Source organism: Nocardia aurantiaca, from assembly GCF_009708175.1.
Classification (GTDB): domain Bacteria; phylum Actinomycetota; class Actinomycetes; order Mycobacteriales; family Mycobacteriaceae; genus Nocardia; species Nocardia aurantiaca.
In genome coordinates this window covers 34,803-58,984 of record NZ_WMBB01000020.1, presented here as the reverse complement: position 1 = coordinate 58,984, position 24,182 = coordinate 34,803, and the positions used below count along the sequence as shown (strand labels likewise).

The following is a 24,182-nucleotide window of genomic DNA, read 5'->3' as shown; positions in this document are numbered from 1 at the left end:
CGACGTCGCCGCGATCCGACCGGGCAACTAGTTTGTCCGTTGGCCTGCGGTTCGAGGCATGGTTACCGCACACTGGGCTCCTGGCAAACGCCGTGTGAGGGCGGTGTTTTCACTCGGGAGCTAGCATGACCGCAACTCAGCCTCGATCCGATGATGAACGGCGGCTCGCCGAACTCGGTTACAAACAGGAATTGGCGCGATCCTGGTCGGGATTCTCCAATTTCGCCATCAGTTTCACCATTGTCTCGATCCTCACCGGCGGCCTGGCCAGTTATGGGATCGGCCTGTCCAACGGCGGGCCGATCACCATGGCGTGGGGCTGGCCGCTGGTCTCGGTGATGGTGCTGTTCGTCGGACTGGCCATGGCCGAATTGGCCTCGGCCTACCCGACCTCCGGGGGCCTCTACTGGTGGGCGTCCGAGCTGGGCGGGCCGGTGTGGGGCTGGTTCACCGGATGGTTCAACCTGATCGGGCAGATCGCGGTGACCGCCGCCATCGATTACGGGGCGGCCATTTTCACCACGGTGGTGCTGAATGTGATCGGGCTGGACATCGGGACCGATCGCAATGCCATCTTCCTGGTCTTCACCGGGATCCTGGTGCTGCACGCGGTGCTGAACATCATCGGCCCGCACCTGTCGGCGGTGATCAACAATGTGTCGGCGTGGTGGCATGTGGGCGGTGTCGCCATCTTCGTGGCGGTGCTCGGTTTCGGTGCGCGCCACCATCAGAGCATCGGGTTCGTGTTCACCAAGACCGTGGACAACAGCGCGATCGGGTTCGGCGGGGTGGCGTTCAGCTTCCTGCTCGGGCTGTTGCACGCGCAGTACACGTTCACCGGGTACGACGCCTCGGCGCATATGTCGGAGGAGACGCACGACGCCTCACGCATGGCGGCCAAGGGGATCATCAACACCATTGTGGTGTCGGCTGTCGCGGGTTATCTGCTCATCATGGCGGTGACCTTCGCGATTCCGAATCTCGACGAGGCGCTGGATCCGACCAAGAACAGCGGCTATCCGGTCATCTACATTCTGCAGAATTCGCTGAATTCGTTCTGGTCCGGGCTGCTGCTGGTCATCGCCGCGGTCGCCCAGTTGTTCTGCGGCTACGCCTCGATCACCGCGGCCTCACGGATGCTGTTCGCCTTCGCGCGGGACGGCGCGGTGCCGGGATCGAAGCTGTGGGCGCAGCTGTCGGCGCGCAAAGTGCCGGTGAACGCGGTCTTCTTCGTATCGGTGTTCGCGTTCATTCTGCTGATTCCGTCCATGCTGGTGCCTGCCGCCAATGCCCCGACCGCGTATGCCGCCGCGACCTCGGTGGCCACCATCGGCCTGTATATCGCGTACGGGATTCCGGTGCTGCTGCGGCTGTTGCGCGGCAATCGATTCCAGGCCGGGCCGTGGCAGCTCGGAGGCTGGCATCGGCCGATCGGGGTCATCGCGCTGATCTGGATCGTCGTCATCAGCGTGCTGTTCATTCTGCCGACCGATGATCACGGGTATCCGTGGGTCGACGGATTCACCTGGAACGCGGTGAATTACGCGCCCCTCACCCTGGTCGGGGTGGTCGGTGCGATCGCCATCTGGTGGTTCGTCTCGGCCCGGCGCTGGTTCACCGGGCCCAAACGAACCGTCGAGGAGCCGCCGGAGGCCGAGGACGCCCCCGTCGGCGCCTGAGAACCGTTGGGCTACAGCGGCGTCACGTATGCCCCGGAGATGCCACCGTCGACCAGGAATTGCGAGGCGGTGATGAAGGAGGAGTCGTCGCTGGCCAGGAAGGCCACTGCCGCGGCGATCTCCTCCGGCTCGGCGAACCGGCCGACGGGAATGTGCACCAGGCGGCGCGCGGCGCGCTCCGGATCCTTGGCGAACAGTTCCCGCAGCAGAGGAGTGTTGACCGGTCCGGGACACAGGGCGTTCACGCGAATGCCCTGGCGCGCGAACTGCACTCCGAGTTCGCGGCTCATGGCGAGCACGCCGCCCTTGGAAGCGGTGTAGGAGATCTGCGAGGTGGCCGCGCCCATGACGGCGACGAAGGACGCGGTATTGATGACCGAGCCCCTGCCGCGTTGGAGCATATGGTCGATGGCGTATTTGCTGCACAGGTAGACCGAGGTCAGATTGACCTCCTGGACCCGCTTCCAGGCGTCGATGCCGGTGGTGAGGATCGAATCGTCCTCCGGCGGTGAGATGCCCGCGTTGTTGAAGGCGATGTCGAGACCGCCGTAGGTGTCGACGGCGGTCTGGAACATGGCTCGCACCTGTTCCTCGTCGGTGACGTCGACTTTCACGTAGAGCCCGCCGACCTCGGCCGCGGCGGCCTCACCGGCGGCGGCGTCGATATCGGCGACGACGACCTTCGCGCCCTCCTGGGCGAAGCGCCGGACGGTGGCGAGGCCGATGCCGCTGCCGCCGCCGGTGACGACCGCGACTCGATCCTGTAAGCGCTGCAACGTATCTCCTTCGATGAAATGGCGGGGGCGGACTATTCGGTGGCGAGGAACACGTTCTTGGTCTCGGTGAAGGCCCGCGCCGCGTCGGGACCGAGTTCGCGGCCCAGGCCGGACTGTTTGAACCCGCCGAACGGAGTCCAATAGCGCACGGAGGAATGGGAATTCACCGATAGGTTCCCGGCCTCCACACCACGGGCCACGCGGAGGGCGCGGCCGACGTCATTTGTCCAGATGGAGCCGGACAGGCCGTATTCGGTGTCATTGGCGATGCGCAGGGCGTCGGCCTCGTCGTCGAACGGCAGCACCGCGACCACCGGACCGAACACCTCCTCGGTCAGCACCCGGTCCTGGGAGCTGGAGGGCAGGACAACCGTTGGCGGGAACCAGAATCCGGGGCCGTCGGGGTGGGCGCCGGTGAACGCCACCTTGGTCGACGGCTCCAGGAATCCGGCGACACGGTCGCGATGCGCGGCGGAGATGAGCGGGCCCATCTCGGTCGCCTCGTCGCCCGGATCACCCACAGCCACGCCCTGGACCGCCGGTTCGAGCAGTTCCAGGAAGCGGTCGAAGATGCCGCGCTGCACCAGGATCCGGGAGCGGGCGCAGCAGTCCTGGCCGGCATTGTCGAAGACGCCGTAGGGTGCGGTGGCGGCGGCGCGCTCCACATCCGCGTCGGCGAACACGATATTGGCGCTCTTGCCGCCCAATTCGAGGGTCACCCGCTTCACCCGCTCGGCGCAGCCGGCCATGATCTGCCTGCCCACCTCGGTGGAGCCGGTGAACACCACCTTGCGCACGGCGGGATGGGTGACGAAGCGGGCGCCGACCACCGAGCCGCGGCCGGGGATGACCTGGAAGACGTTCTCCGGCAGCCCCGCTTCGAGGGCCAGTTCGCCGAGACGGATGGCGGTGAGCGGGGTGAGCTCGGCCGGTTTGAGCACCACGGTGTTGCCGGCGGCCAGCGCGGGACCGAAACCCCAGGCCGCGATGGGCATGGGGAAGTTCCAGGGCACGATGATGCCGACCACGCCCAGCGGCTCGCAGAAGGTGATGTCCACGCCCCCGGCGACCGGAATCTGAGTGCCGAGCAGTCGTTCCGGCATGCCCGCGCTGTAGTGCAGGACGTCGCGGACATTGCCCGCCTCCCAGCGGGCATTGCCGATGGTGTGGCCGGCGTTGCTGACCTCGAGCCGGGCCAGCTGCTCGATTTCGGCGTCGACGGCGTCGGCGAAGCGGCGCAGTAGTCGCGCCCGGTCGCCGGGGGAGACGGCCCGCCAGCTCGCTGCCGCCCGATGGGCGCGTTCGATGGCGGCGTCGGTCGCGGCCGTGTCGGCCGCCGCGATGGTGGCCAGGACCTTTTCGGTGGCGGGGTTGACGATGTCGGTGGTTGTCACAGGGTGCGCTCCTTTCCGTACTGTGCCGCGCGGCGGACCAGGGCCCGTATGAGGCGGGTGTCGGACGGGTTCTCCTCCGGATGCCATTGCACGCCGAGCAGGAACGAGCCGTCGCGGGTCTCGGCGGCCTCGATCATGCCGTCCGGTGCGTGCGCGCTAGCGGTGAGTTCGGGGGCGAGAGTGTCGATGGCCTGATGGTGATGGCAGTACGCCTTCACCTCGGGGCCGGTGATGGCGGCGATCCGGCTGCCGGGCACGGTGGTGACGGTGTTGACCGTGAAGACCCCGGGTGTGCGGGAATGGTCGGTGTGCCCGACCACGTCCGGGACATGTTGCAGCAGCGTGCCGCCGAGGGCGACGTTCGCCAATTGCAGGCCGCGGCAGATCGCCAGCACCGGCATGCCCGCGGCGCGCGCCAGTGCGAAGAGCCCGAGCTCGGATTCGTCGCGGTCGGGGCGGAGACGGCGGGTGGCGGGATGGGGTGGCGCGCCGTAACGGGTGGGATCGAGGTCCGCGCCGCCGGTGAGGACCAGGCCGTCGAGACGGTCGATGAGCTCGGGGCGTGGAGTTCCGGTGGGCGGCAACAGGACCGGAATGCCGCCCGCTCGCTCGGTCATGTCTATATAGGTGCGGGCCAGGACTGCGGCGTCGACATCCCAGTGGCCGAAGCGGGTGCGTTCGGAATACGTGGGCAGGCCGATGAGCGGCCGCCGTCCGGTGTCAGAGTCGTTCGAAGCCACGGATGCGCTCCCAGTCGGTCACCGCCGCGTCGTAGGCGTCCAGCTCGACCTGTGCGGCATTGCGGTAGTGCCGCACCACCTCCGGGCCGAACGCCTTCTGCGCGATCTTGCTCTCGCCGAAGAGTTGCGCGGCCTCACGCAGGGTGCGTGGGACGCGCGGACGGTGGGAGAGGTAGGCGTTGCCGTGGAATTCCGGCTCCAGGGGAAGCTGGTGTTCGATGCCGTGCAGTCCGGCGGCGAGGACGGCGGCGACGGCCAGGTAGGGGTTGACGTCGCCGCCGGGAATGCGGTTCTCCAGGCGCAGGGACGGGCCGTGGCCGACCACGCGCAGGGCGCAGGTGCGATTGTCCCGCCCCCAGGCGAGGGCGGTCGGCGCGAAGCTTCCTGTCTGGAATCGCTTGTAGGAGTTGATGTTCGGGGCGAGCAGGTAGGTGAGCTCGCGCAGGCAGTCAAGCTGGCCCGCGATGAAGTGTCGCATGAGCGCGGAGGGGCCGTCGCCCTCGGCGAAGACGGGCTCGCCCGTATTGCTGCGCAGACTGAGGTGAATGTGGCAGGAATTGCCTTCCCGCTCATTGTATTTCGCCATGAAGGTGATGCTGCGGCCCTCCTGGGCGGCGATCTCCTTGGCTCCGGTCTTGTAGATGCTGTGGTTGTCGCAGGTGACGAGCGCCTCGTCGTAGCGGAAGGCGATCTCGTGCTGGCCCGGGTTGCATTCGCCCTTGGCGGATTCGACATACATTCCCGCGCCGGACATTTCGGTGCGGATGCGACGCAGCAGCGGCTCGATGCGAGCGGTGCCGAGCATGGAGTAGTCGACGTTGTACTGGTTCGCGGGGGTGAGGTCGCGATAGCCGCTGCGGAAGGCGGCCTCGTAGGTGTCGTCGAAGACGAGGAACTCGAGCTCCGTGCCGACATACGCGGACAGGCCGCGTTCGGCCAGGCGATCCAGCTGGGCGCGCAGCACCTGCCGGGGTGAGGCGGCGACCGGCTGCCCGTGTTTGCCGTGCGGATCCACCTGCTCGACATCGCACAGGACCAGCGCGGTGCCCGGCCACCACGGGAGCAGCCGCAGCGTGTTCAGATCCGGGCGCAGCACGAAATCGCCGTAGCCGGTGTCCCACGACGACATCTCGTAGCCCCCGACCGTGGTCATCTCCACATCGACGGCGAGCAGATAGTCACACGCCTCGGTCGCCTGATCGAGCACCTCCTCCACGAAATACCGTGCCGAACAACGTTTTCCCTGCAACCGCCCCTGCATGTCGGTCATCGCCACCAGCACCGTGTCCAGCGTTCCCGCCGCGACCCGCGCCACCAGCTCCGCCGTGCTCAGCATTCCGGCCCGCATTCTTGACCCCTCTCGACGTCAACCTTGCTCACGCTAAGCGAACCCGGCCTCCGTGCGTGCCCGAATAGGCAAGAGATCGTCCCCGTGTCCGCACCGCCTCGACGGCGAGCACCGTGCCGAGGGCGGAGTACTGCTCGATGCGTCGTAGCGCCCCGGTCGGCCCCAGATGCCGACCTCGGTGAGAATCCGCCACGCGACCGGCGCGGCGAGGCCCGGACCGGTGAGAACGATCAGCTCTGCGGCGATCGTGGTCGCCAGGCATCCGCCGCCGCCCCTACCGCCCCGCCGCGCGCCAGCCGTCCCGAATCCTGCGCGGCCTGAAACCCCCGCCTCGAAGCCTCGGCCCTCTGCCAATGCGGAGAGGCGTTGCGGGAGCGGATCGGCTGGGCGGGGTCAGCGGAGGAGGGTGGTCTCGTGATCCAGGCGTGAGAGTTTGTGGGGGTTGCGGACGGCGTAGAGGCCGGTGATGCGGCTGGCGTCGGCACGGAGGGCCAGGACGGTGTCGAGTTCGCCGTCGCGGTCGACGATGAGGGCGGGGTGGCCGTTGACGTGGGCGGGGCGGATGGTGCCGCCGGTCGCGGGGAGGCGGGCCAGGAGGGTGGCGACCGGGGTGGCGCCGATGATGGGGATGAGGGCGGCCCGGACGATGCCGCCGCCGTCGGTGAGGAGGACCACGTCGGGGGAGAGGACGTTGAGCAGGGCTTGGAGGTCGCCGGTTTCCACGGCGCGCTGGAAGGCTGCGAGGGCGTCGCGGGTCTGGGTGGGGGAGGCGACGGCACGTGGGCGGCGGGCGGCGACGTGAGAGCGCGCGCGGTGGGCGATCTGGCGGACCGCGAGGGCGGATTTGTCGACGGCTGCGGCGATTTCGTCGTAGGACAGGTCGAAGACCTCGCGCAGGACGAAGACGGCCCGCTCGGTGGGGGTGAGGGTTTCCAGGACCAGCAGCATGGCCATGGAGACGCTGTCGGCCAACTCGACGTCCTCGGCGACATCGGGCGCGGTGAGCAGCGGCTCGGGAAGCCAAGGGCCGACATAGGATTCGCGGCGGCGGCCCAGCGTGCGCAGGCGGGTGAGGGCCTGGCGGGTGGTGATCCGCACCAGGAACGGGCGGACCTCGCGCACGGTGTCGAAATCCACGCCCGTCCACTGCAACCAGGTCTCCTGGAGCACGTCCTCGGCGTCCACGGCCGACCCGAGCATCTCGTAGGCGACGGTGAACAGCAGATTGCGGTGGGCGAGGAAGGCCGCGGTGGCGGGATCCGGGTGGTCGGTCATCGATGGCTCCTCGGCACGGTCGGCGGTGTCTCCACCAGACGCCGGCACTCGCGGATCCGTGACAGGTCCAGCGGTGTGCCCTGTGTCACAGTGCCGTGCTGTCACACCTTCCGCGTCGCCGGCAACTCATGTCCGTCCCACCGATAACGAAGGAGACGGAAATCATGGAACCCCGACTCGACCTGTCCGCCAATGAACTCGGCGCCAAGTTCGCCAAGCGCTTCGCCAATGCCAGCCTGGTGATCACCCAGTCGACCGTCCCGGCCGCCACCCAGGAACTGGTCAATCTGCGCGCGAGCCAGATCAACGGCTGCGGCTGGTGCACCGACGCCCACACCAAGGAACTCGCCGCCGCGGGCGAACCCGCGGTCCGCATCAATCTGGTGGCCACCTGGCGCGAGGCGACGGTCTTCACCGAGGCCGAACAGGCCGCCCTGGCACTGGCGGAGGAGGGCACCCGCCTGGCCGACGCCCACCTCGGCGTCTCCGACGACACCTGGGCGCGGGTCCGTAAGCACTACGACGACAACCAGATCGCCGCCCTGGTGGCGCAGGTCGCCATGATCAATGCCGCCAATCGTCTGGGTGTCATCCTGCACCAGAAGGGCGGCTCCTACGAGCCCGGCATGTTCGCCCGCGCCACCGACTGACCGCTAAACGGGGTGCGGCGTCGGGGCCGGGCGGCGGGTACGACGCCAGGCGTAGGCGAGGAAGGCGATCAGGCCGATCAGCGGAACCGTGCTGACGGCCCAGCTCACACCCAATGGGGGACCGGGCTGGTGGAGAACCGTGAGGTTCGCCAGATCGCCTTCACCCCGCCCCTGGGGTCCGTCGATGACGAAGTGGAAGGTCCATGCACCCTCTTGATCGAGGGAGCGCACGTCCAGGCCCCAGACGTCGCGTTTGCGTGGGTGACGCGAAAGCGGTTCGGCGCGGCGGATTTTCCCGTTGGGCTGGATTTCGGTGAGCGTCCCGGTCCTGTCCTCGATCCCGCCCTCGGGGATGAAGGTGAAATCCAGCGATTGCATTGCGCGCAAAGGCCATTCACTGAATCCGACGGTCAGCGAATAGGGCCCAGCCTGCACATGCTCGGTGTGCACGATATCGACCGGCTGATACGCCGAGGCCGTGCCCGCGGTCCCCGCGGTCAGGCCCAGAATGGCGAGAATCGTTGCGGCGGTGGCGAGAATACGGTTGATCATGCGCTGACCTTCGCGGACGGGGCGGTCAGCCGCAGCATGTCGCCGAATCGCCGGCCCACGTAACCGCCGAGCGCGCCGAACAGCGCGGCCGCGACGGTGGTGGCGACGATGATGGACGCGGGCGCCAGGTGGGCGTGGTAGATGATGACCTGCTGCACCGGGTTGAATCCGCCGACAATGGCCCCACCCAGCCCGCCCGCCAGCGCGGGCAACAGCCGAGCCGGGCTGTCGGTGCGCCGGATGAGCAGATCGATCACGATGCCGACCGGAACGAGGCAGAAGGGAATCAGCGCCGGAGTCGCCGGAATGCCCCGGATATGTTCGCGCATGGGCAATTCCACGAAATCGGCGTAGGTCCGCGCCGCCCACGGCGCGAACCACCAGAACACGCCCTGGGTCGCCGAGGAGAACACCGCGGTGATCGTCGCACCCCACCGCTGAAATCCGGCACCCGCGACCATCAGCAGAATCACCATGAACGCCGTCACCGCGACCGTCCACCGTACGGTCCCGGTGCTGAGCCGCTGTACCGCCAGCGCGGTGACGGTGCTCGAGGTCGTCAGATGCGCCAGCGCGAACAGCGCGCCGATCCGCCCCCAGCGATAGTTCCGTGCCGCCGCGAACACGATCACCGTACCCACCGAGATCACGGTGCTGGACAGGAACAATCCGATGTGCGGCGGTGAGTCGATGATCGCGTCGAACCCGTAGAGGCTGTGCCACCACAGATCCCACAGCCCGTACAGCAGGAACGAGGCCGCCCCCAGCGCCGCCACCATGTACCCGAGCGGCGCGGTGAACGTCCGCCCGAACACGCTGATTCCCGGCCCGCCCAGCTCGCCGTCCACCCGTCGCCCCGCTCGGCCCGCGGCCGAGGTGACGAGAATGACCGTGAGACCGGTGAATCCGGCGATCGCCGCACTGGCGTAGATGAACAGGTGCGGCAGCGTGAAGAAGGTGTCGGGCCCGACATCGGAGTGCCACTGGATATCCCAGGTGGACCCGATCGCGAAGGTGAGGCTGGCCGCGAACAGAATGGACGCGGGTAGCCACGGGCGAATGGTGATGGGTGTGGTCGCCTCGGCGGTGAGCCCGCGACCGTCGGCGGTGAGGTCCATGGTCTGCTCCTGATCCTCTTTCCTTCGATTCAGTTGGCCTGGACGGAGAAGGTGGCGCTGCCGGATCCCGGTGCGCCGGAAAGCCTGACGGCGATCTCCCACTGCCCCGGCATGGGAAGGGTCACCGTGGCCCGGTAATGCCCGGGCGTGACCGCGGCGGCGGTGCTCGGCGGCAGGGCGTGGCCCATCTGCGGCATGGCGGGTTCCACCGAGACGCGATCCGGGGTCGCGGCATTGCCGTGCTGGTCGGTGATGTCGAGGTCGACGGTGTTGTCACCGGGGCGCGGCGAACCGCCGGAGACGCTCAACCGCACCTGGTACGGCCCGGCCGCGCTGCGCGGCAGCGTTTTCGCGTTGTCGGACGGCCACAGCCACCAGGTCACCAGCGCCGCCACCAGCACGACCGCCGCCGCGATCAATCCGTTGCGCCTGGTCATTGCGGAACCCCCGCTCGGACGTCGACCGTGGTCGGAATGGTCATGACGGAATAGCCGCGCTCGGCCTGCGCCCACACCAGATACCGGCCGGGCTGCGGAAAAGTGAAGGTGAAGGCCATATTCGGGCCGTAGGCGGCGACGGTCTCGTCCGGCGGCTGCGCGCCGACGGCGGGCGTCGGGGCCATGGCGTGCGCGTGCGCCCAGATCGGCACGGTCGCGGCGGACGTCCCGGCGGGCACGCCGTCCGGCAGCGGGCCGACCGCGATGAGATGGCCCAGCATGCCCAGCCAGGGCTGGAGATCGGCGGAACCGCCGTAGCCCGCGGTGAGAGTGGTGGGTTCGCCCGCGACTGCCTCGGTGGTGGTCAGCGTGGCCCCGCTCGGCGCGGAATCCAACGCGCCGGAACCGGATTGACCGGTGACATGCAGCGCGGACCGGAGCAACTGCACGCCCCCGCCCCGGCGCGCGATCTCGGCGGCGACCGCGTAATCACCGGATTCGTTCAGCCCCAGGCTGACCCGGTACTCGCCGGGCGCGGTGCGGATCGGATGCCGATGCCAGAACCGTCCGGACGGTCCTACCACCATGAGGTGCAGCAGCGCGTCATCGTTCACCAGCAGGTCATCCACGGGCCGCCCCGTCGCCGAATCGGTCAGCGACAGCTGAACCTCCGTCGGCTCCCCGGTCTCGGCCGAGTGCGCACGCACGCTCAGATTCACCGGCGGGCGTGAGTAATTCGTGGTCAGCGGCAGATCTCGCTCCGGATAGGGATTCCCGATATTCCTCGACGTGGGATCGAGCAGACTGCCCGCCGGCCGCGGCTGCGGCGCACTCGAGGACAGCACCGCCCCCGTGGCGCCTACGGTCAGCGCGGCGATGAGCGCCCCCACCGGAATCAATGTCGGCCACCCCCGTTTCGAGATGAGCGCCGTCCCCAGCGCCACCAGCAGCAACACGCCCGCCGCGAAGAATCCCCCGTAGGCCGCCCGCTCCCACGGCGTCACAACGCGCGCGGCGACCAGGAACGGAATCCGCGCTGTCCGCTCACCGTCCGAAATGGTCAGTTCCCACGGACCGGCATGATCCACCCGCAAGGTCGCCGCATACAACCCCGGCAGATCGCCGAGTTCGACTGTGCCAGTGGAGGTCTCACTACCCCGGTCCACCGGCGCGGCGCCGACCGTCAGCCTCCCCGCCGCCGACCCCGCATGGCTCACGACCTCGACCCGCAGCGGCCCCGGCTCCGCCCGCCGTACCACCACGGTCAGCTCCCGCGCCCCCAGCGATTGCGCCACGGTCAGATCACCCCCGCTCGCCGCTCCATCGGCCCTGGCATTCGGCGCTGACGCCACACCCAGCAGAAACGCGCAGAGCACGCCCACCACCAGGCATGCGCCGCGCAGGCGAACGATCAACGGCGGCTGCACTGTTCCGAAACTACCGAAGATCCGCCCACCGGAAATCCCACCCGCGGGGGATGCGCCCTCAGGGTGCCGTCAGGGTAAGGTTCCCCGCCCTCTCCCCGAATTACACGACAACGAACCAGAATCGAACAATTCGCCCCCAATTGCGCGCCGCTCGATGCCCGTTCGCCACCCGCCGACCGATATGCCGGTCGACAACCGACATTCAACCCAGCGCATTCCGAAGCCAACTCGGCCCCACCGTCGTGGCCCCGAGCGCCTCTACCCGCGCCCGCAATCCGCGATCAGCCGTCACCACCGTGACCGCGCCGCCCGCGACCGCCGCCGCGACCACCTCCACGATGGCGTCATCCCCGGATCCGCCGGCCAGCATCACCCGCAAACCTGCGCCCTCGCCATCGTCGAGCACGGGCTCGCCGGCTCCTCGGAGCACCACCCACAGTCCCTCCTGCCTCTCACTCCGGCGGTCGACAGCAGCCTTGGCAGCTCCCTCGAGCACCACGACCACCCGTGCCGAGTCGGGCAGTCGCTCCCGCAACCCAGTCAATTCCCCCAGTAACCGCCGAGCCGCCCCGGCCCGATCCCGCCACCACCCATCCGGCCGCGACCCGACCACATTGGCCGCATCCACCACGATCACCCGCTCGGCATCCTCCACCCGTTCAGTGTCCACCGGCGAGCCTGATCGGCAGCGGACGGATATGCGTCGGTCTCCGCGGTCATTGCGGCCCGGACCGCAGCTGTTGATACGGTGGCCGTTCGGAAAGTTGTCCGCGAAACGACAGGCAGTGATCAGCGTTGGCGTCCGAATCGATGGCGGGGGAGAGCGGATCCCGCCGCACCGCACCGCCTACCCGGCGGGGGCAGCGCACCCGGAGTGCGCTCATCGACGCGGCGCGTGAGGTGTTCGAGCGGGACGGGTATCTCGATGCCAAGATCGCGGACATCTCCAAGACGGCGGGGATGGCGTCGGGGTCGTTCTACACCTACTTCGACAGCAAGGAAGAGATTTTCGCGGCGCTCGTCGAGCAGGTGTCGGAGGAGATGCTGCATCCGCATGTGCGCGAGCGCAGCGGGATCACCGATACGCGCGCGCTCATCGAGGCGGCCAATCGGGACTACCTGCTGTCCTATAAACGCAATGCCCGTTTGATGGCGTTGTTCGAGCAGGTCGCCCATATCGACGAGAACTTCCGGCGCCTGCGGGTCGAGCGGGGCAAGGCGTTCGCACAGCGCAATGCCCGGATGATCCGTGAGCTACAGGAGTCCGGGCAGGCCAGCGCGGACCTGGATCCGATGATCACCGCGCACGCGCTCTCGGCGATGGTGAGCCGCATGGCGTACATGGTTTACGTTCAGAAGCAACGGATTCCGTTCGAGAAGCTGGTGACGACGTTGACCCAGCTGTGGGTCAACGCCCTGCAGTTGAAATCCGAGTGAGCCGAGCGATCATCCGAGCTCGCGCGCGAAGTCGATCAGCGCGGCATTGACCTCCTCGGGCCGTTGCTGCTGAATCCAGTGGCCCGCGCCGTCGAGGATGATCGTCCCCCGCAGATCGCTGAGCAGCGCCGACATCTTCCGCATGGGCGTGAACCGGATGACCGGATCGGTGGACCCGGCGATGAACAGCGACGGCTGGTCGATCGTCATGTCAGCGAGATGCGCGGTGCGCTCCCACGTGCGATCCAGGTTCCGGTAGTAGTTGAGCCCGCCGGTGAATCCGGTGGCCGTGAAAGTCTCGACGTAGTAATCGAATTCGGGTTCGCTCAGCCATTCGGGCAGTGGCGGCTCGGGCGCTGTGGTGTCCAGGAACGTGGCGGCGCTCATGATGTCGTCCTGCAGCAGCGTGCGCCGCACATCCGCGTTCAGCACCGCGTCGGCGACCCCGGGTTCCTGGAACCACACCATGTAGAAGTCCGCACCGAGCCGCGACCGCATGATCGACAGCGGCGGCCCGGACGACCGCGGCGTCGCGGGCACGCTCAACCCCGCGACCGCCCGCACCCGCTCCGGATACTCCCAGGCCATGTGCCAGACCACCGACGCACCCCAGTCGTGGCCGACGAAGATCGCGTCCTCGAGCCCGTACGCGTCGAGCAACCCGGCCAGATCCCCGCACACGGCGAGCATGTCGTACTCCTCGACCCGCTCGGGCCGCGAGCTGCCACCGTACCCGCGCATATCGGGCGTGAGGGTCCGGAACCCCGCCTCGGCCAGCGCGAAAACCTGATGCCGCCATGAGAATCCGAGCTCCGGGAACCCGTGGCAGAACACCACCGGCGCACCCGCGCCGTGCTCGACCACCCGCAGCTCGATGCCATTGGCCGCGACCCGCGCGCTGCCCAGCCGCTGCCACTCCTCGACCAGATGTGCTGACTGCATCCGTTGTTCACCTCTCGTGACCGGGCCGGTTGACGCCGAACGGGTCATGAACTTGAATCCGACGTAGGTTTCATATTCCATCAGCCGACGCATCCGATCCAGCCGAGACGGCCGGATCGGGGCCCGGCGCGGGCCGGAGGGAGAACTCGTGCAGGTCGCGGGAAAGAACGCCATTGTCACCGGAGGCGGTGGCGGCATCGGCGGCGCGATCGCCGCGCGGCTGGTGCGGGCCGGGGCGCGGGTCGTCGTCGCGGACCTGAACGGCGGCGCGGCCGCGGCGGTGGTAGCGGCGTTGGAGGCGGAGTTCCCGGGTGCGGCCGTGGCGGTCGGGGCCGATGTGTCCGACACCGCCCGCATCGAGGAGCTGATCGCCCGCACCGAGGCCGAATTCGGGCCGGTCGATCTGTATTTCGCCAATGCGGGCGTGATCGGGCCGGTCGGACTCGGCGCGGAGAAGGACTGGGAGACCACCCTCGACGTCAATCTCAACGCCCACATCCGCGCGGCCCGGCTGCTGGTCCCCGGTTGGCTGGAGCGCGGCGAGGGTTACTTCATCAGCACCGCGTCGGCGGCGGGCCTGCTGACCCAGATCGGTTCGGCCGCATACTCGGTCACCAAGCACGCGGCGGTCGGCTTCGCCGAATGGCTGTCGGTCACCTACGGCGATCAGGGCATCCGCGTCAGCTGCCTGTGTCCCATGGGCGTGGAGACCCCGCTGCTGCGCGCGGGCGAGAACTCCGGCGACGCCATCGGCATGGCCGCCACCCGCGCGGTCACCTCGGCGGGCGCGGTGCTGACCCCCGACGCGGTGGCCGAGCTGGTCATGGCCGCGGTGGACGACGAGCGGTTCCTCATCCTGCCCCATCCGGAGGTGCTCGATATGTACCGTCGCAAAGGCGCCGACTACGACCGCTGGCTGTCGGGCATGCGGCACTATCAGGCGCGTCTGCTGGACAGCGACGGCCACTGAGCATCGGGGAGACACATGAGCGACGATCAGCGGACCGGCGAACTACCCGGCCTGGATCTCGAGCGACTCGCGGCGTGGCTGACCGAGACTCGGCCCGGCCTGGTGACCGGACCCCTGAGCGGTCGGTTGATCGCGGGCGGGAAATCCAACCTCACCTATGAGATCGGCGACGGCGAATCGGCCTTCATCGTGCGGCGTCCGCCGCTGGGCCACGTGCTCGCCACCGCGCACGACATGGCCCGCGAATACCGGGTCATCACCGCGCTGGCCGACACTGGTGTCCCCGTGCCCGCCACCTACGCGCTGTGCCAGGACGACGACATCATCGGTGCGCCCTTCTATGTCATGGAGCGCGTGGCCGGCACGCCCTACCGGAGCGCGGCGGAACTGGTGCCGCTCGGCGTCGAACGGACCCGGGTCATCGCCACCGGTCTCATCGACACCCTGGCCGCCCTGCACACCGTCGATCCGGCCGCGGGCGGGCTCGGGGACTTCGGCCGCCCGGACGGATTCCTGGAACGGCAGGTGCGGCGCTGGAAGAAGCAGCTCGACGCCTCCCTCAGCCGGGACCTGCCCGCCGCCGCCGAGCTGCACGATCTATTGGCGAAAAACCTGCCCGCACAATCGGCTACGGGCATCGTGCACGGTGACTACCGGCTCGACAACGTGCTGGTCGACGACACGGACAAGGTCGCGGCCGTGATCGACTGGGAGATGGCCACACTCGGTGATCCGCTCACCGATATCGGCCTGCTGCTGGTCTATCAGCGCACGAGCGATGTCGCCATGCCCGGCGTCAGCGATGTCGCGCTCGCGCCCGGCTACCCCACCGAATCGGAAGTGCTGGAACGCTATTCGACGGGAACGGGACGCGATGTGTCCGAGATCGGGTTCTATATCGCGCTGGCGTCGTTCAAGCTCGCCGTGATCAGCGAGGGCATCCACTTCCGCCACATCCACGGCCAGACCCTGGGGCCCGGCTTCGAGCACATCGGTGAGGCGGTCGAACCGCTGCTGGCCGCCGGTCTGTCCGCGCTGACCTCGTAAGGTCCGAAAACTCCAGCGCTGTCGGTGATTTCCTACTTCGCGTCCGCGTAGCACTCGACGATCGCGGTCGTGAAGGGGAACCGCACCGGCGTCGGCCCGAAGGCGAGCCGGCCAGCGGTCTCCGCCGCGGTCGCGATCGCGGCGGCCACCGTCTCGGCCTCGTCCGCGGGACAGTGCACGATGACCTCGTCGTGCTGGAAGAAGACCAGTTCGGCGCGCAGGCCCGCCTGATGCATCGCATGGCGCAAGCCCGCCAGCACCAGCAGCGTCCAGTCGGCGGCGCTGCCCTGTACGACGAAGTTCCGCGTGAAGCGGCCCCGGGCACGCGCCCTGGGCGTACTGCCATATGCGCTGGAGGCCTCCTCGTTGTTCGCCTGGTCGTATGACGCGGCGGGCGGGCAGGTGCGGCCGAACCAGGTGCGCACCAGTCGGCCCTGCTCGCCGGCGGCGGCCGCATCGTCGACATAGGCCATCGCATCCGGATAGCGACGGCGCAACGCCGCCATATGTGTGAGCGCGTCTCCGGAGGTCTGGCCGTAAATCGCGCCCAGCATGGCGACCTTGGCCTGCGCGCGATCACCGCCGAAGGCGCGGGCGGCCAGGTCGGCATACAGGTCTTCGCCCCGGCCCGCCACCTCCATCAGACCGCGATCCCGGGAGATGGCCGCGAGCACACGGGGTTCCATCTGATCGGCGTCGGCGACCACCAGCCGCCAGCCCGGATCCGCCCGGATGGCTCGGCGCACCACTTTCGGAATCTGGAGCGCGCCACCGCCATTGGTGGTCCACCGGCCGGTCACCGTGCCGCCGGGCAGGTACTCGGGCCGGAAGCGGCCGTCGTGCACCCACTGGTCGATCCAGGACCAGCCGTGGGCGGTGTAGAGGCGATAGAGCGATTTGTAGGCGAGCAGCGGCGCGACCGCCGGATGGTCGATCTCCCGGAGCTCCCATTTCCTGGTGGAGGACAACGAGATTCCGGCGCGCGCGAAGGCCCGGATGATGTCCTGGGGCAGATCGGGCCGCACCCGAATCCCGTCGCCGAAGGCCCGCGACACCTCATCGGCCAGCTCCGCCATGCGCCGCGGCTCCGTGTTATTCGAAATACGTTCTCCGAGCATCGAATCGAGCAATTGGCGATGCAGGTCGGCGCGCCAGGGGATGCCGGCCCGCGACATCTCCGTGGCCACCAGCATGCCCGCCGATTCGGCGGCCAGCAGCATCCGCATGCGGTGCGGGTATTCGGCCGCGGCTGTCCGGGCCACCTGCCCCGCGTACACCTCGAGCAGCGCGGTGAATTCATCGGTCCCGGCCGGCAGCGGCACCGGACCCGATTCGAACAGGGTCGGCTGGGTGTCGGCGGCGCGCAGGGGCGCGTCCTCGGGAACGGGCATGCGGTGCAGTCGCGCCCAGGCCGCCGCCAGCGATCGGGCCTGCCCCGACTGTCCGTCCTCGTGCCCGATGAGCAACGACTCCGCCGCCTCCACGTCGTAGCAGCGATCCACGCGGACGCCGGCCTCGAGCAGCCGCCGGTAGACGGCCGCCGTCGACCGCCACACCCACCGCTGCACCCCGGGACGCGACCGCACGGCCTCGGCCACCGAGCTCTCCTCGACCACCGGACCCGCGGGCCGGCCGTGCCGATCCAGCGGGCACAACCGTGCCCCGCCGTCACCCGTCTCCGCCACCGCCCACCGCATACCGATGAGTCTCGCAGCAGGCACGGACAATGCCGTCGCGATCGGCCGTGGCCAGCGCCGACGCGGGTTCGCATGCTGCGATGGCGTTGCGAAGTCCCGCGGAGGGTCGAATACGCTCGGGTTTCGTGAGCACATCGAAGATCGTTCTTGTCACCGGCGCCGGGACCGGGTTGGGGCGCGCCATGACTCATGCGCTGACGGCGGCCGGGCATCGGGTCGTAGCGGTCGGGCGCACGGCTGCGACCCTGGACGAGGCCGTGGCGTCGGCGCCCGGACCCGGGAGTGCGGAGGCCGTGCGGGCCGATGTCACCGATTCCGCCTCGGTAAACGCGGTCTTCGCGCACATCGTGCAGCGGTGGGGACGGCTGGACGTGCTGGTCAACAATGCCGGGATCTTCGGTCCCTCGCAGCCGATCGACGAGGTGTCGGTGCAGGACTGGAAGCAGGTCGTCGATATCAACCTCACCGGGGCGTTTCTATGCGCGCAGGCCGCGTTTCGGCTCATGAGGACACAGACGCCGCGGGGCGGGCGGATCATCAACAACGGGTCGATCTCCGCTCACACTCCGCGGCCGAATACCGTCGCTTACGCGGCCAGTAAGCACGGCCTCACCGGACTCACCAAGGCGCTGGCGTTGGAGGGGCGGGCGCACGATATCGCGGCAGGGCAGATCGATATCGGCAATGCCGCAACCGAACTCACCGCCGGTATCGCGGCGGGCTCGTTGCAGGCGGATGGGAGTGTCCGGCCCGAACCCACGATGGACGCATCACATGTGGCCGCGCTGGTGGTTCAAACCGTCGCTCTGCCGCTCGAGGTCAATGTTCCGTTCTTGACGGTCATGGCCACGGGTATGCCGTACATCGGTCGCGGCTGACTGCCAGCGGCAAAGGCGCGCAACGGAATTCGCTGGCGGCGGGCACGAGTCCTACGGCGCCCGCATGGCCGATCCGGCCCGCAGCGCCGTGGACGCGTACCCGAACGACCCGGCCGGGTAGCCGGACTCAGCGGCTCAGCGCGGTTTCCTGCTCCATGTGCGACAGCTTCTCCGGGTTGCGCACCGTGTAGAACCCGGTGATGAGCCCGTCGTCGATGCGGATCGCCAGGACGGCGTCGACCTCGTCGCCGTGCCGGAAGACCAGCGCCGGATGGCCATTGACCATGGCCGGTTCGATCGCCAGCTCCGGCTCGAAGATCCTCCAGCCCTTGGTGAACAGCCGCGCCACCTGGTGCGCGCCGGTAATGGGTCGCGGCAGCGCCTGTTTGATGCCGCCGCCGTCGCCCAGGGCGACCACGTCGGGCGCCAGCAGATCGAGCAGTCCCTGCAGGTCACCGGTTTCGAGGGCGCGCTGGAAGGCCTCGAGCACGCCGCGGGTCTCCGCCGGGGACACGACCCCGCGCGGCCGGCGCGACGCGACGTGCGAGCGGGCGCGATGGGCGATCTGACGCACCGCGGCCGGTGTCTTGTCGACGGCCTCGGCGATCTCGTCATAGGGCAGATCGAACACCTCGCGCAGCACGAACACCGCCCGCTCGGTCGGCGTGAGCGTTTCGAGCACCAGCAGCATGGCCATCGAGACGCTCTCGGCCAGTTCGATGTCCTCGGCCACGTCCGGCGTGGTCAGCAGCGGTTCGGGCAGCCACGGCCCGACATAGGACTCCTTGCGCCGCCCCAGCGTCCGCAGCCGCACCAGCGCCTGCCGGGTGGTGATCCGCACCAGGTACGCCCGCTGATCCAGCACCGTGTCGAGGTCGACACCGGTCCACCGCAGCCACGTCTCCTGCAGCACGTCCTCGGCGTCGGCCGCCGACCCGAGCATCTCGTAGGCCACCGTGAACAGCAGGTTCCGCTGCGCGACGAACGCCTCGGTCGCGGCCGTGGTTCCGGTCATGGCTGGCTCCTGTCCTCAGTCTCCACCGTGTCACCCACTAGACACCGCCCCCGTCCGTTCTGTGACACCGGGACCCGTAATTGATCTTGAAGTGGGTCGCAGGAGGTCTCTGCCGTCGAATCAGTCGGGGTCGGCGGATGCTTCGATCGCCTGCTTCATTTCGGCGATTCCGAACCCGGTGCGGATCCGGATTTCGGGGGCGGCGGTGTCGGGGAGGACGTCGGTGGTCCATACCAGGCGGGATCGGGCGCCGTCGGCGTGGACTTCGAAGGACGCGTGGTGGTAGTCGAGCGCGGGACGGGCTCCTTCGCGGACCGAGTAGACCAGGCGGCGGGTGTCGTCGTCGATGGTGATGAGCAATTCGCGGATGATGTGTCCGTCCGGGAAGGCGAGGAACCGGTGCGGGCCCTCGAGCCGGGTATCGGCCACCCGGCCGGGTAGCAGTCGGTCATGGACGGCGCCGACATCGCGCAGGACATCCCACACATGTTGTGGGGAAGCGTTTATCGCGATCTCGTGGCGGATGGAGGCCATGCGGGTGAGGGTTCCGTTCGATCGGTGTGGTTGGGTTGCCGCGGCGAAGGCGCGGGTGCGTGTGGTGTTTCGGTTCGTGGGCCATGCGCGGCCCCATTCGATTTTCGGTGCGCCGTGCGGCGGAACGTTAGAGGGCGTCGGGGCGTGTGGTAACGGAGTGCGGGCGCGCCGATGGGCCGGACGCCGAGACCGGTTCCGGCCAGGGGCAAGCCTCTCGTTTCGATAGCGGGGCCGATGGCCGAAAACAGGACTCGAACAAACGTTCTACTCGAGGTATCGTTCCGGGCCATGCCGGAACTCTCACGACGCGACTGGGCGACGATGAACCTCAAAGAGGTGCAGCGGCAATTGTTGAAGGCGGCGTCGTTCGGGAAGGCGTTGTCGCCGGAACAGCTGGAGAATGCCGCGGGGAAGATCGGGGAGGGGTTGCGGATTTTTCTGGAGGAGATGGATCAGACCGGGTAACATCCGCCACCCGCACCGCCAGAGAGGGCGTGGCCTGGGCCTTCGCCCTCGATGCCGACTCCTGCGCCTCGATCCCGCAGACCTAGCCCGCGACCGGTTCAGCCGGCGCTGGACCAGCCGTAACGGTGGGGCGCAGGAACGAGCAGGCCAGGCACACCAGGCCGAAGAACAGGTACCCGAGCGCGACCTTCGGCGCGGCCGCCCAGCCGACCTCGGCGGCATGGATCAACCCCACGAAACTGAGCACCGCTCCCACTGAAGAGGCGAGAGCCGCTGCCCGGAAACGCTTTTCGAGCACAAAGGTCACCATCGTGCCCAACACCAGCCCGGCCAGCACCGCACCCTCGCCGAGCGTCTTCAGTCCGTCGTACACCACTCCGGCCTGCCCGAGCGCGCCCATGCCGAGCTTGTCCGCGGTGGTGCCCGCCGCGCTGAGCGCATTGTCGATCTGGCCGACACCCCACTCCGCCAGGTTCGGCAGGAGCGCGGCCACGACCGCCACCGCGTGCAGGCGCGGCACCGCTTGGAAAGCCTGTGCCCCGATCAGCAGACCGATGTACAGCAGGATAGGCACGATCGCCGGAATGGGCAGCAGTGTGGCGAGCACTCCGAAAAGGCCCAGCAGACACATCAACCCGATGATCGCGCCGCCGGCCAGGGAGTAGCCGGTGCGCCCGCCCGCGTCCTTCCAGCCGGGGTGGCCGATGTAGACGGCCGGCGGGAACGGGGATCCGAATCCGGATCCGATGATCGCGCCGAACCCGTCGGCCAGCAGCACACTGCGGAGGTTGTAGTTGTCGCCCGCCGCGGCGGCGCTTTCCACATTGCTCATGGCCTCTGTGAAGTTGTAGACGCCCAGGGGAATCGCGGTGGCCAGCAGCGGAGCCAGATGAGCCAGTCCGTCGAAGAGCAGGTGCAGGCGCAGATCCGGCAGCCCTAGGGCGATGTCGTGCGCGGCCTTGGAGACATCGGGCACCGACATGTAACCGCCGATCCAGCCGATGGCCGTGCCCGTCAGCAGCGCCGCCAGTCCGATCGGCACATTGCCCGGCAACCGCACATCGGTGAAGAAGCCGATGAGAATGATGGCCAGCACCGGCAACCCGATCCAGGCCGCCTCCCACATCTGGGCGGCGGGCCGCATGGCGATGAAGGTGATGGAGATGCCCGCGAGGGTGCCCAGCATGGCGGCGCGCGGCGTGATGCGGCGGATGGAAGGGCCCACGAACGCGCCGATCATAACGATCACACCGATCATGAAGGCCCAGGCCAGTCCTGCCGACCACGCCTTCATCGGGTCGTTCGTCTTCAGATAGATCGGCAGCATGACCACGAACACCACGATGAACATGTGCGGCACGCTCGGGCCGTACGGCAGCGCCGTGACCGTGGCCCGCCTCTCGCGCCGGGCCAGTCGCCGCGCCAGCGTCATGTAGTAGAGGTTGCCCAGCACCAGCGCGACCCCGAGCGCGGGCAGCACGGTGCCCAGCACATCGGTGCTGGGGATCTTGACCACCGCGATGGACAGCGTGGTGAGGGTCAGGACATTGACAAGGATATTGAACGACAGGCCGAAGAAGGCATTGGTGTCGCCGCGGGTCCACCACGGCAGCGACAAGGGTGCGGTGGCGCCGGTTTCACCGGGCAGTTGGGTTTCGACGGACATCGGAATTCCTGTTCACTGGGCCGGAATGGGAGAGAAGGCGGATTCGAGCGCGCCGCGGACTGCCGCGGAATCGGCGACCCAGCCGAAGATCCCGCCCTGCGCGGCGATCATGGCCAGTCCGGCGCGCTGGAACTCCGGGAAATACGAACCGACACAGTCGGAGACGACCAGGCACTCGTAACCGCGGTCGTTGGCTTCGCGGACCGTGGTGTGCACACAGACCTCGGTGGTGACGCCGGTGATCAGTAGATGGCGGATTCCGTTGCGTACCAGCACGTCCGACAGCTCGGTGGCGTAGAACGCGCCTTTCCCGGGCTTGTCGATCACGAACTCGCCCTCGGCGGGCGCCAGTTCGTCGATGATGTCGTGGCCGTACTCGCCGCGGATCAGGATGCGCCCGAATCGGCCCGCGTCGCCGATGCGGTGGGATGGATTGCCTCGCAACAGTTTCGCGGGTGGGCAATCCGAAAGGTCCGGCAGATGGCCCTCCCGGGTGTGGATGACGGGTATCCCGGCCGCACGGGCTGCGGCCAGCAGCGCCGCCAGCGGATCGATGACGGCGCGCAGCAGGGCCACGTCATTACCGAGGCTCTCGCCGAAGCCGCCGGGAAGCAGGAAATCACGCTGCATGTCGATGACAACCAGCGCGAGGGAGTCGGGGGCGAAGGGGAAATCGGCGGGTTGCGCCGGAATGTGGTGGACGGCCGTCATTGTCGTTCTTTCTGTGTGAGCCGGAGATCCGAATGCGCCACCGCCGGGCGCGGCTCGTCGAGGATGCGGGCGGCGGCCGCGAGCACGGTATCGTCCGCGAGAGCGGGCCCGAAGACCATCACCGCCAGCGGGCGGCCGTCCGCCGCGGTGCCCACGGGCACCGACACCGCGGTGAGATCCAGCAGATTCCCGAAGTGGGTGTAGTGGCCCAGCATCGTATTGGTGGCAATGGGGTCGGCCAGCACCTGCGCGACCGTGAAGGTGGTGCCGATGGTGGGCACCACCATCACATCGACGTCGACCCACAGCCGCGCCACTGTCGCGCGCAGCTCCTGCAGGCGTTGCTGCGCGCGGAACACCTCGACCGCGGTGAATCGGAACCCGCCGGTGAGGATCTCGCGGATCACCGGCAGGATCGAGCCGGGACGGGCCTCGAGGAAGGTCTCGAACTCCACCAGCCGCTCGGCCACCCACGGGCCTTGATACAGCAGTTCGCCCGCGGCCAGGAAGGGCTCGAGAGTGGCCGGTACACACTCGAATCCAAACCCTCCCAGCCGATCCCGCACCCCGAGGTGCGCGGCGCGGAACACCTCGTCGCCGAAGAACTCCAGCTCGGTCACGGCGGGCAGCCCGACCCGCAGCGGACCGCCGCCGAAGCGCGGCCCGCGCGCCCGGCTCCACGGATCCTCCGAATCCACGCCGGCGATCACATCGAAGACGCGGTCCAGATCCTCCACCGTGGTGGCCATCAGAGTCATGCAGTCCAGTGATTTGCACGCCGGCACCAGGCCCACCGCACTGATGAGACCGCGCGACGGCTTCCAGCCGAGAATCCCGTTGAGCGCGGCCGGCACCCGGCCCGATCCGGCCGTGTCGGTGGCCACGCAGAACGGAACTTCGCCCAGTGCCACCGCACGTGCCGACCCGGAACTGGAACCGCCGCAGATCATTTCACCGCCGTAGACGCTGCGCGGAATCGGGTAGGGCGTGCGGGTGCCGTTGAGGCCCGTCGCGAACTGGTCCAGATTGGTCTTGCCCACGAACAGTGCGCCCGCGTCCAGCAGGCTCTGGACCGCGGGCGCCGTTTCGGCGGCTGTGTAGGCGAAGTCGGGGCAGGCGAGGGTGGTGGGCCAGCCCGCCACGTCGATGCTGTCCTTCACACCGAACGGAACACCGTAGAGCGGTAGTGTGCGCGCCCCGGGGCGGCGCTCGATCTCGGCCGCGGCGGCCAGCAACTGCTCACGCGGAACCGGCGTGATCCAGGTGCCGTCCGCGCCCCGCGCGGCGATGGCATCGGCGACCCGTGTGGCGGTGTGGGTCGGGGAGCCACTGCCGCTCTCGTGTGAGGCCAGAATCTCCGCGACCGTGGGACCGTTCAGCATTTGTCGATTGTCGACAGAATATGTGAAATCGACGGTCTCGCA

The 24,182-nt window shown here is 68.5% G+C and carries 24 protein-coding genes; 7 read left to right on the top strand and 17 right to left on the bottom strand.

All coding sequences use genetic code 11. The annotated features are described in order from the left end of the window. The first annotated feature begins 125 nt into the window (after positions 1 to 125). Positions 126 to 1,679, top strand: coding sequence for an amino acid permease (locus GLP40_RS31105; protein ID WP_154791579.1), 1,554 nt, complete (start codon positions 126 to 128; stop codon positions 1,677 to 1,679). An 11-nt stretch (positions 1,680 to 1,690) separates the two neighbouring features. Here GLP40_RS31105 and GLP40_RS31100 read toward each other — a convergent pair whose 3' ends face one another. The 5 genes from GLP40_RS31100 to GLP40_RS31080 form a co-directional block, all read right to left on the bottom strand. Continuing rightward, complete coding sequence (locus GLP40_RS31100; RefSeq protein ID WP_407671733.1) at positions 1,691 to 2,470, bottom strand: 3-oxoacyl-ACP reductase; 780 nt, start codon at positions 2,468 to 2,470, stop codon at positions 1,691 to 1,693. A 17-nt stretch (positions 2,471 to 2,487) separates the two neighbouring features. Beyond that, the gene (locus tag GLP40_RS31095; protein ID WP_328290861.1) at positions 2,488 to 3,849 is read right to left on the bottom strand and encodes an aldehyde dehydrogenase family protein; all 1,362 of its coding nucleotides are present in this window, start codon (positions 3,847 to 3,849) and stop codon (positions 2,488 to 2,490) included. Next, positions 3,846 to 4,589 carry a gamma-glutamyl-gamma-aminobutyrate hydrolase family protein gene (locus GLP40_RS31090; protein WP_328290860.1) on the bottom strand — a complete coding sequence of 248 codons (744 nt, stop codon included), beginning with the start codon at positions 4,587 to 4,589 and terminating at the stop codon, positions 3,846 to 3,848. Before GLP40_RS31090 ends, GLP40_RS31095 begins: the two co-directional genes overlap by 4 nt. Next, complete coding sequence (locus GLP40_RS31085; RefSeq protein WP_230330112.1) at positions 4,570 to 5,937, bottom strand: glutamine synthetase family protein; 1,368 nt, start codon at positions 5,935 to 5,937, stop codon at positions 4,570 to 4,572. Before GLP40_RS31085 ends, GLP40_RS31090 begins: the two co-directional genes overlap by 20 nt. Positions 5,938 to 6,330: 393 nt before the next feature. After that, the gene (locus GLP40_RS31080; RefSeq protein WP_154791576.1) at positions 6,331 to 7,212 is read right to left on the bottom strand and encodes an RNA polymerase sigma-70 factor; all 882 of its coding nucleotides are present in this window, start codon (positions 7,210 to 7,212) and stop codon (positions 6,331 to 6,333) included. A 164-nt stretch (positions 7,213 to 7,376) separates the two neighbouring features. Here GLP40_RS31080 and GLP40_RS31075 point away from each other — a divergent pair, with 164 nt between their 5' ends. Then, positions 7,377 to 7,862, top strand: a complete 486-nt coding sequence (locus GLP40_RS31075; RefSeq protein ID WP_154791575.1) for a carboxymuconolactone decarboxylase family protein — start codon at positions 7,377 to 7,379, stop codon at positions 7,860 to 7,862. A 3-nt stretch (positions 7,863 to 7,865) separates the two neighbouring features. Here GLP40_RS31075 and GLP40_RS31070 read toward each other — a convergent pair whose 3' ends face one another. The 5 genes from GLP40_RS31070 to GLP40_RS31050 form a co-directional block, all read right to left on the bottom strand. Then, the gene (locus tag GLP40_RS31070; protein WP_154791574.1) at positions 7,866 to 8,414 is read right to left on the bottom strand and encodes a hypothetical protein; all 549 of its coding nucleotides are present in this window, start codon (positions 8,412 to 8,414) and stop codon (positions 7,866 to 7,868) included. Continuing rightward, entirely contained in the window at positions 8,411 to 9,532 is a 1,122-nt protein-coding gene (locus GLP40_RS31065; protein WP_154791573.1) for a hypothetical protein, read from the bottom strand. The genes GLP40_RS31070 and GLP40_RS31065 overlap by 4 nt, the downstream gene beginning before the upstream one ends. A 29-nt stretch (positions 9,533 to 9,561) precedes the next feature. Further along, positions 9,562 to 9,969, bottom strand: a complete 408-nt coding sequence (locus GLP40_RS31060) for a FixH family protein (RefSeq protein WP_154791572.1) — start codon at positions 9,967 to 9,969, stop codon at positions 9,562 to 9,564. Continuing rightward, positions 9,966 to 11,396, bottom strand: coding sequence for a hypothetical protein (locus GLP40_RS31055; RefSeq protein WP_328290859.1), 1,431 nt, complete (start codon positions 11,394 to 11,396; stop codon positions 9,966 to 9,968). Before GLP40_RS31055 ends, GLP40_RS31060 begins: the two co-directional genes overlap by 4 nt. A gap of 202 nt (positions 11,397 to 11,598) precedes the next feature. Beyond that, a complete protein-coding gene (locus tag GLP40_RS31050) occupies positions 11,599 to 12,066 on the bottom strand; it encodes a hypothetical protein (protein WP_328290858.1) in 468 nt (155 codons plus the stop codon). A 140-nt stretch (positions 12,067 to 12,206) separates the two neighbouring features. On the opposite strand from GLP40_RS31050, the gene GLP40_RS31045 reads away from it, so the two are divergent. After that, the gene (locus tag GLP40_RS31045; RefSeq protein ID WP_154791618.1) at positions 12,207 to 12,833 is read left to right on the top strand and encodes a TetR/AcrR family transcriptional regulator; all 627 of its coding nucleotides are present in this window, start codon (positions 12,207 to 12,209) and stop codon (positions 12,831 to 12,833) included. A 9-nt stretch (positions 12,834 to 12,842) separates the two neighbouring features. Here GLP40_RS31045 and GLP40_RS31040 read toward each other — a convergent pair whose 3' ends face one another. After that, positions 12,843 to 13,775: an alpha/beta fold hydrolase gene (locus GLP40_RS31040; RefSeq protein WP_154791571.1), complete on the bottom strand. Its 933-nt coding sequence runs from the start codon at positions 13,773 to 13,775 to the stop codon at positions 12,843 to 12,845. A gap of 148 nt (positions 13,776 to 13,923) precedes the next feature. Here GLP40_RS31040 and GLP40_RS31035 point away from each other — a divergent pair, with 148 nt between their 5' ends. Next, complete coding sequence (locus GLP40_RS31035; RefSeq protein ID WP_328290857.1) at positions 13,924 to 14,745, top strand: SDR family oxidoreductase; 822 nt, start codon at positions 13,924 to 13,926, stop codon at positions 14,743 to 14,745. 15 nt (positions 14,746 to 14,760) lie between these two features. Next, positions 14,761 to 15,792: a phosphotransferase family protein gene (locus GLP40_RS31030; RefSeq protein ID WP_154791570.1), complete on the top strand. Its 1,032-nt coding sequence runs from the start codon at positions 14,761 to 14,763 to the stop codon at positions 15,790 to 15,792. A 32-nt stretch (positions 15,793 to 15,824) separates the two neighbouring features. Here GLP40_RS31030 and GLP40_RS31025 read toward each other — a convergent pair whose 3' ends face one another. Further along, entirely contained in the window at positions 15,825 to 17,489 is a 1,665-nt protein-coding gene (locus GLP40_RS31025; protein ID WP_154791569.1) for a bifunctional 3'-5' exonuclease/DNA polymerase, read from the bottom strand. Positions 17,490 to 17,614: 125 nt separating this feature from the next. On the opposite strand from GLP40_RS31025, the gene GLP40_RS31020 reads away from it, so the two are divergent. Continuing rightward, on the top strand, positions 17,615 to 18,367 hold the full coding sequence (locus GLP40_RS31020; protein ID WP_328290856.1) for an SDR family oxidoreductase: 753 nt from the start codon (positions 17,615 to 17,617) through the stop codon (positions 18,365 to 18,367). 127 nt (positions 18,368 to 18,494) lie between these two features. On the opposite strand, the gene GLP40_RS31015 is transcribed toward GLP40_RS31020, so the two are convergent. Together GLP40_RS31015 and GLP40_RS31010 are read right to left on the bottom strand one after the other, a co-directional pair. Then, positions 18,495 to 19,382: an RNA polymerase sigma-70 factor gene (locus tag GLP40_RS31015; protein ID WP_154791567.1), complete on the bottom strand. Its 888-nt coding sequence runs from the start codon at positions 19,380 to 19,382 to the stop codon at positions 18,495 to 18,497. Between the two features lie 120 nt (positions 19,383 to 19,502). Then, on the bottom strand, positions 19,503 to 19,916 hold the full coding sequence (locus GLP40_RS31010; protein WP_154791566.1) for an SRPBCC family protein: 414 nt from the start codon (positions 19,914 to 19,916) through the stop codon (positions 19,503 to 19,505). Positions 19,917 to 20,204: 288 nt separating this feature from the next. Here GLP40_RS31010 and GLP40_RS31005 point away from each other — a divergent pair, with 288 nt between their 5' ends. Further along, on the top strand, positions 20,205 to 20,381 hold the full coding sequence (locus GLP40_RS31005; RefSeq protein WP_154791565.1) for a DUF6374 family protein: 177 nt from the start codon (positions 20,205 to 20,207) through the stop codon (positions 20,379 to 20,381). Between the two features lie 82 nt (positions 20,382 to 20,463). Here GLP40_RS31005 and GLP40_RS31000 read toward each other — a convergent pair whose 3' ends face one another. Genes GLP40_RS31000 through GLP40_RS30990 form a run of 3 tightly spaced genes read right to left on the bottom strand, consistent with a single transcriptional unit; the run spans position 20,464 to position 24,140 of the window. Then, positions 20,464 to 22,047 (bottom strand): regulator, encoded by a 1,584-nt coding sequence (locus tag GLP40_RS31000; RefSeq protein ID WP_154791564.1) that lies wholly within the window; start codon positions 22,045 to 22,047, stop codon positions 20,464 to 20,466. A gap of 12 nt (positions 22,048 to 22,059) precedes the next feature. Beyond that, positions 22,060 to 22,758, bottom strand: coding sequence for a cysteine hydrolase family protein (locus tag GLP40_RS30995; protein WP_154791563.1), 699 nt, complete (start codon positions 22,756 to 22,758; stop codon positions 22,060 to 22,062). Further along, positions 22,755 to 24,140: an allophanate hydrolase gene (locus GLP40_RS30990; RefSeq protein ID WP_154791562.1), complete on the bottom strand. Its 1,386-nt coding sequence runs from the start codon at positions 24,138 to 24,140 to the stop codon at positions 22,755 to 22,757. Before GLP40_RS30990 ends, GLP40_RS30995 begins: the two co-directional genes overlap by 4 nt. Between the last annotated feature and the right edge of the window lie 42 nt (positions 24,141 to 24,182).

Bases quoted from the DNA above. Each gene is read 5' to 3' on its own strand.
- GLP40_RS31070 (WP_154791574.1), bottom strand. From the start codon at position 8,414: ATGATCAACCGTATTCTCGCCACCGCCGCAACGATTCTCGCCATTCTG.
- GLP40_RS31065 (WP_154791573.1), bottom strand. From the start codon at position 9,532: ATGGACCTCACCGCCGACGGTCGCGGGCTCACCGCCGAGGCGACCACA.
- GLP40_RS31080 (WP_154791576.1), bottom strand. From the start codon at position 7,212: ATGACCGACCACCCGGATCCCGCCACCGCGGCCTTCCTCGCCCACCGC.
- GLP40_RS30990 (WP_154791562.1), bottom strand. From the start codon at position 24,140: ATGCTGAACGGTCCCACGGTCGCGGAGATTCTGGCCTCACACGAGAGC.
- GLP40_RS31085 (WP_230330112.1), bottom strand. From the start codon at position 5,937: ATGCGGGCCGGAATGCTGAGCACGGCGGAGCTGGTGGCGCGGGTCGCG.
- GLP40_RS31015 (WP_154791567.1), bottom strand. From the start codon at position 19,382: ATGACCGGAACCACGGCCGCGACCGAGGCGTTCGTCGCGCAGCGGAAC.
- GLP40_RS31005 (WP_154791565.1), top strand. From the start codon at position 20,205: ATGCCGGAACTCTCACGACGCGACTGGGCGACGATGAACCTCAAAGAG.
- GLP40_RS31025 (WP_154791569.1), bottom strand. From the start codon at position 17,489: ATGCGGTGGGCGGTGGCGGAGACGGGTGACGGCGGGGCACGGTTGTGC.
- GLP40_RS31040 (WP_154791571.1), bottom strand. From the start codon at position 13,775: ATGCAGTCAGCACATCTGGTCGAGGAGTGGCAGCGGCTGGGCAGCGCG.
- GLP40_RS31010 (WP_154791566.1), bottom strand. From the start codon at position 19,916: ATGGCCTCCATCCGCCACGAGATCGCGATAAACGCTTCCCCACAACAT.
- GLP40_RS31000 (WP_154791564.1), bottom strand. From the start codon at position 22,047: ATGTCCGTCGAAACCCAACTGCCCGGTGAAACCGGCGCCACCGCACCC.
- GLP40_RS31060 (WP_154791572.1), bottom strand. From the start codon at position 9,969: ATGACCAGGCGCAACGGATTGATCGCGGCGGCGGTCGTGCTGGTGGCG.
- GLP40_RS31105 (WP_154791579.1), top strand. From the start codon at position 126: ATGACCGCAACTCAGCCTCGATCCGATGATGAACGGCGGCTCGCCGAA.
- GLP40_RS31045 (WP_154791618.1), top strand. From the start codon at position 12,207: ATGGCGGGGGAGAGCGGATCCCGCCGCACCGCACCGCCTACCCGGCGG.
- GLP40_RS31075 (WP_154791575.1), top strand. From the start codon at position 7,377: ATGGAACCCCGACTCGACCTGTCCGCCAATGAACTCGGCGCCAAGTTC.
- GLP40_RS31030 (WP_154791570.1), top strand. From the start codon at position 14,761: ATGAGCGACGATCAGCGGACCGGCGAACTACCCGGCCTGGATCTCGAG.
- GLP40_RS30995 (WP_154791563.1), bottom strand. From the start codon at position 22,758: ATGACGGCCGTCCACCACATTCCGGCGCAACCCGCCGATTTCCCCTTC.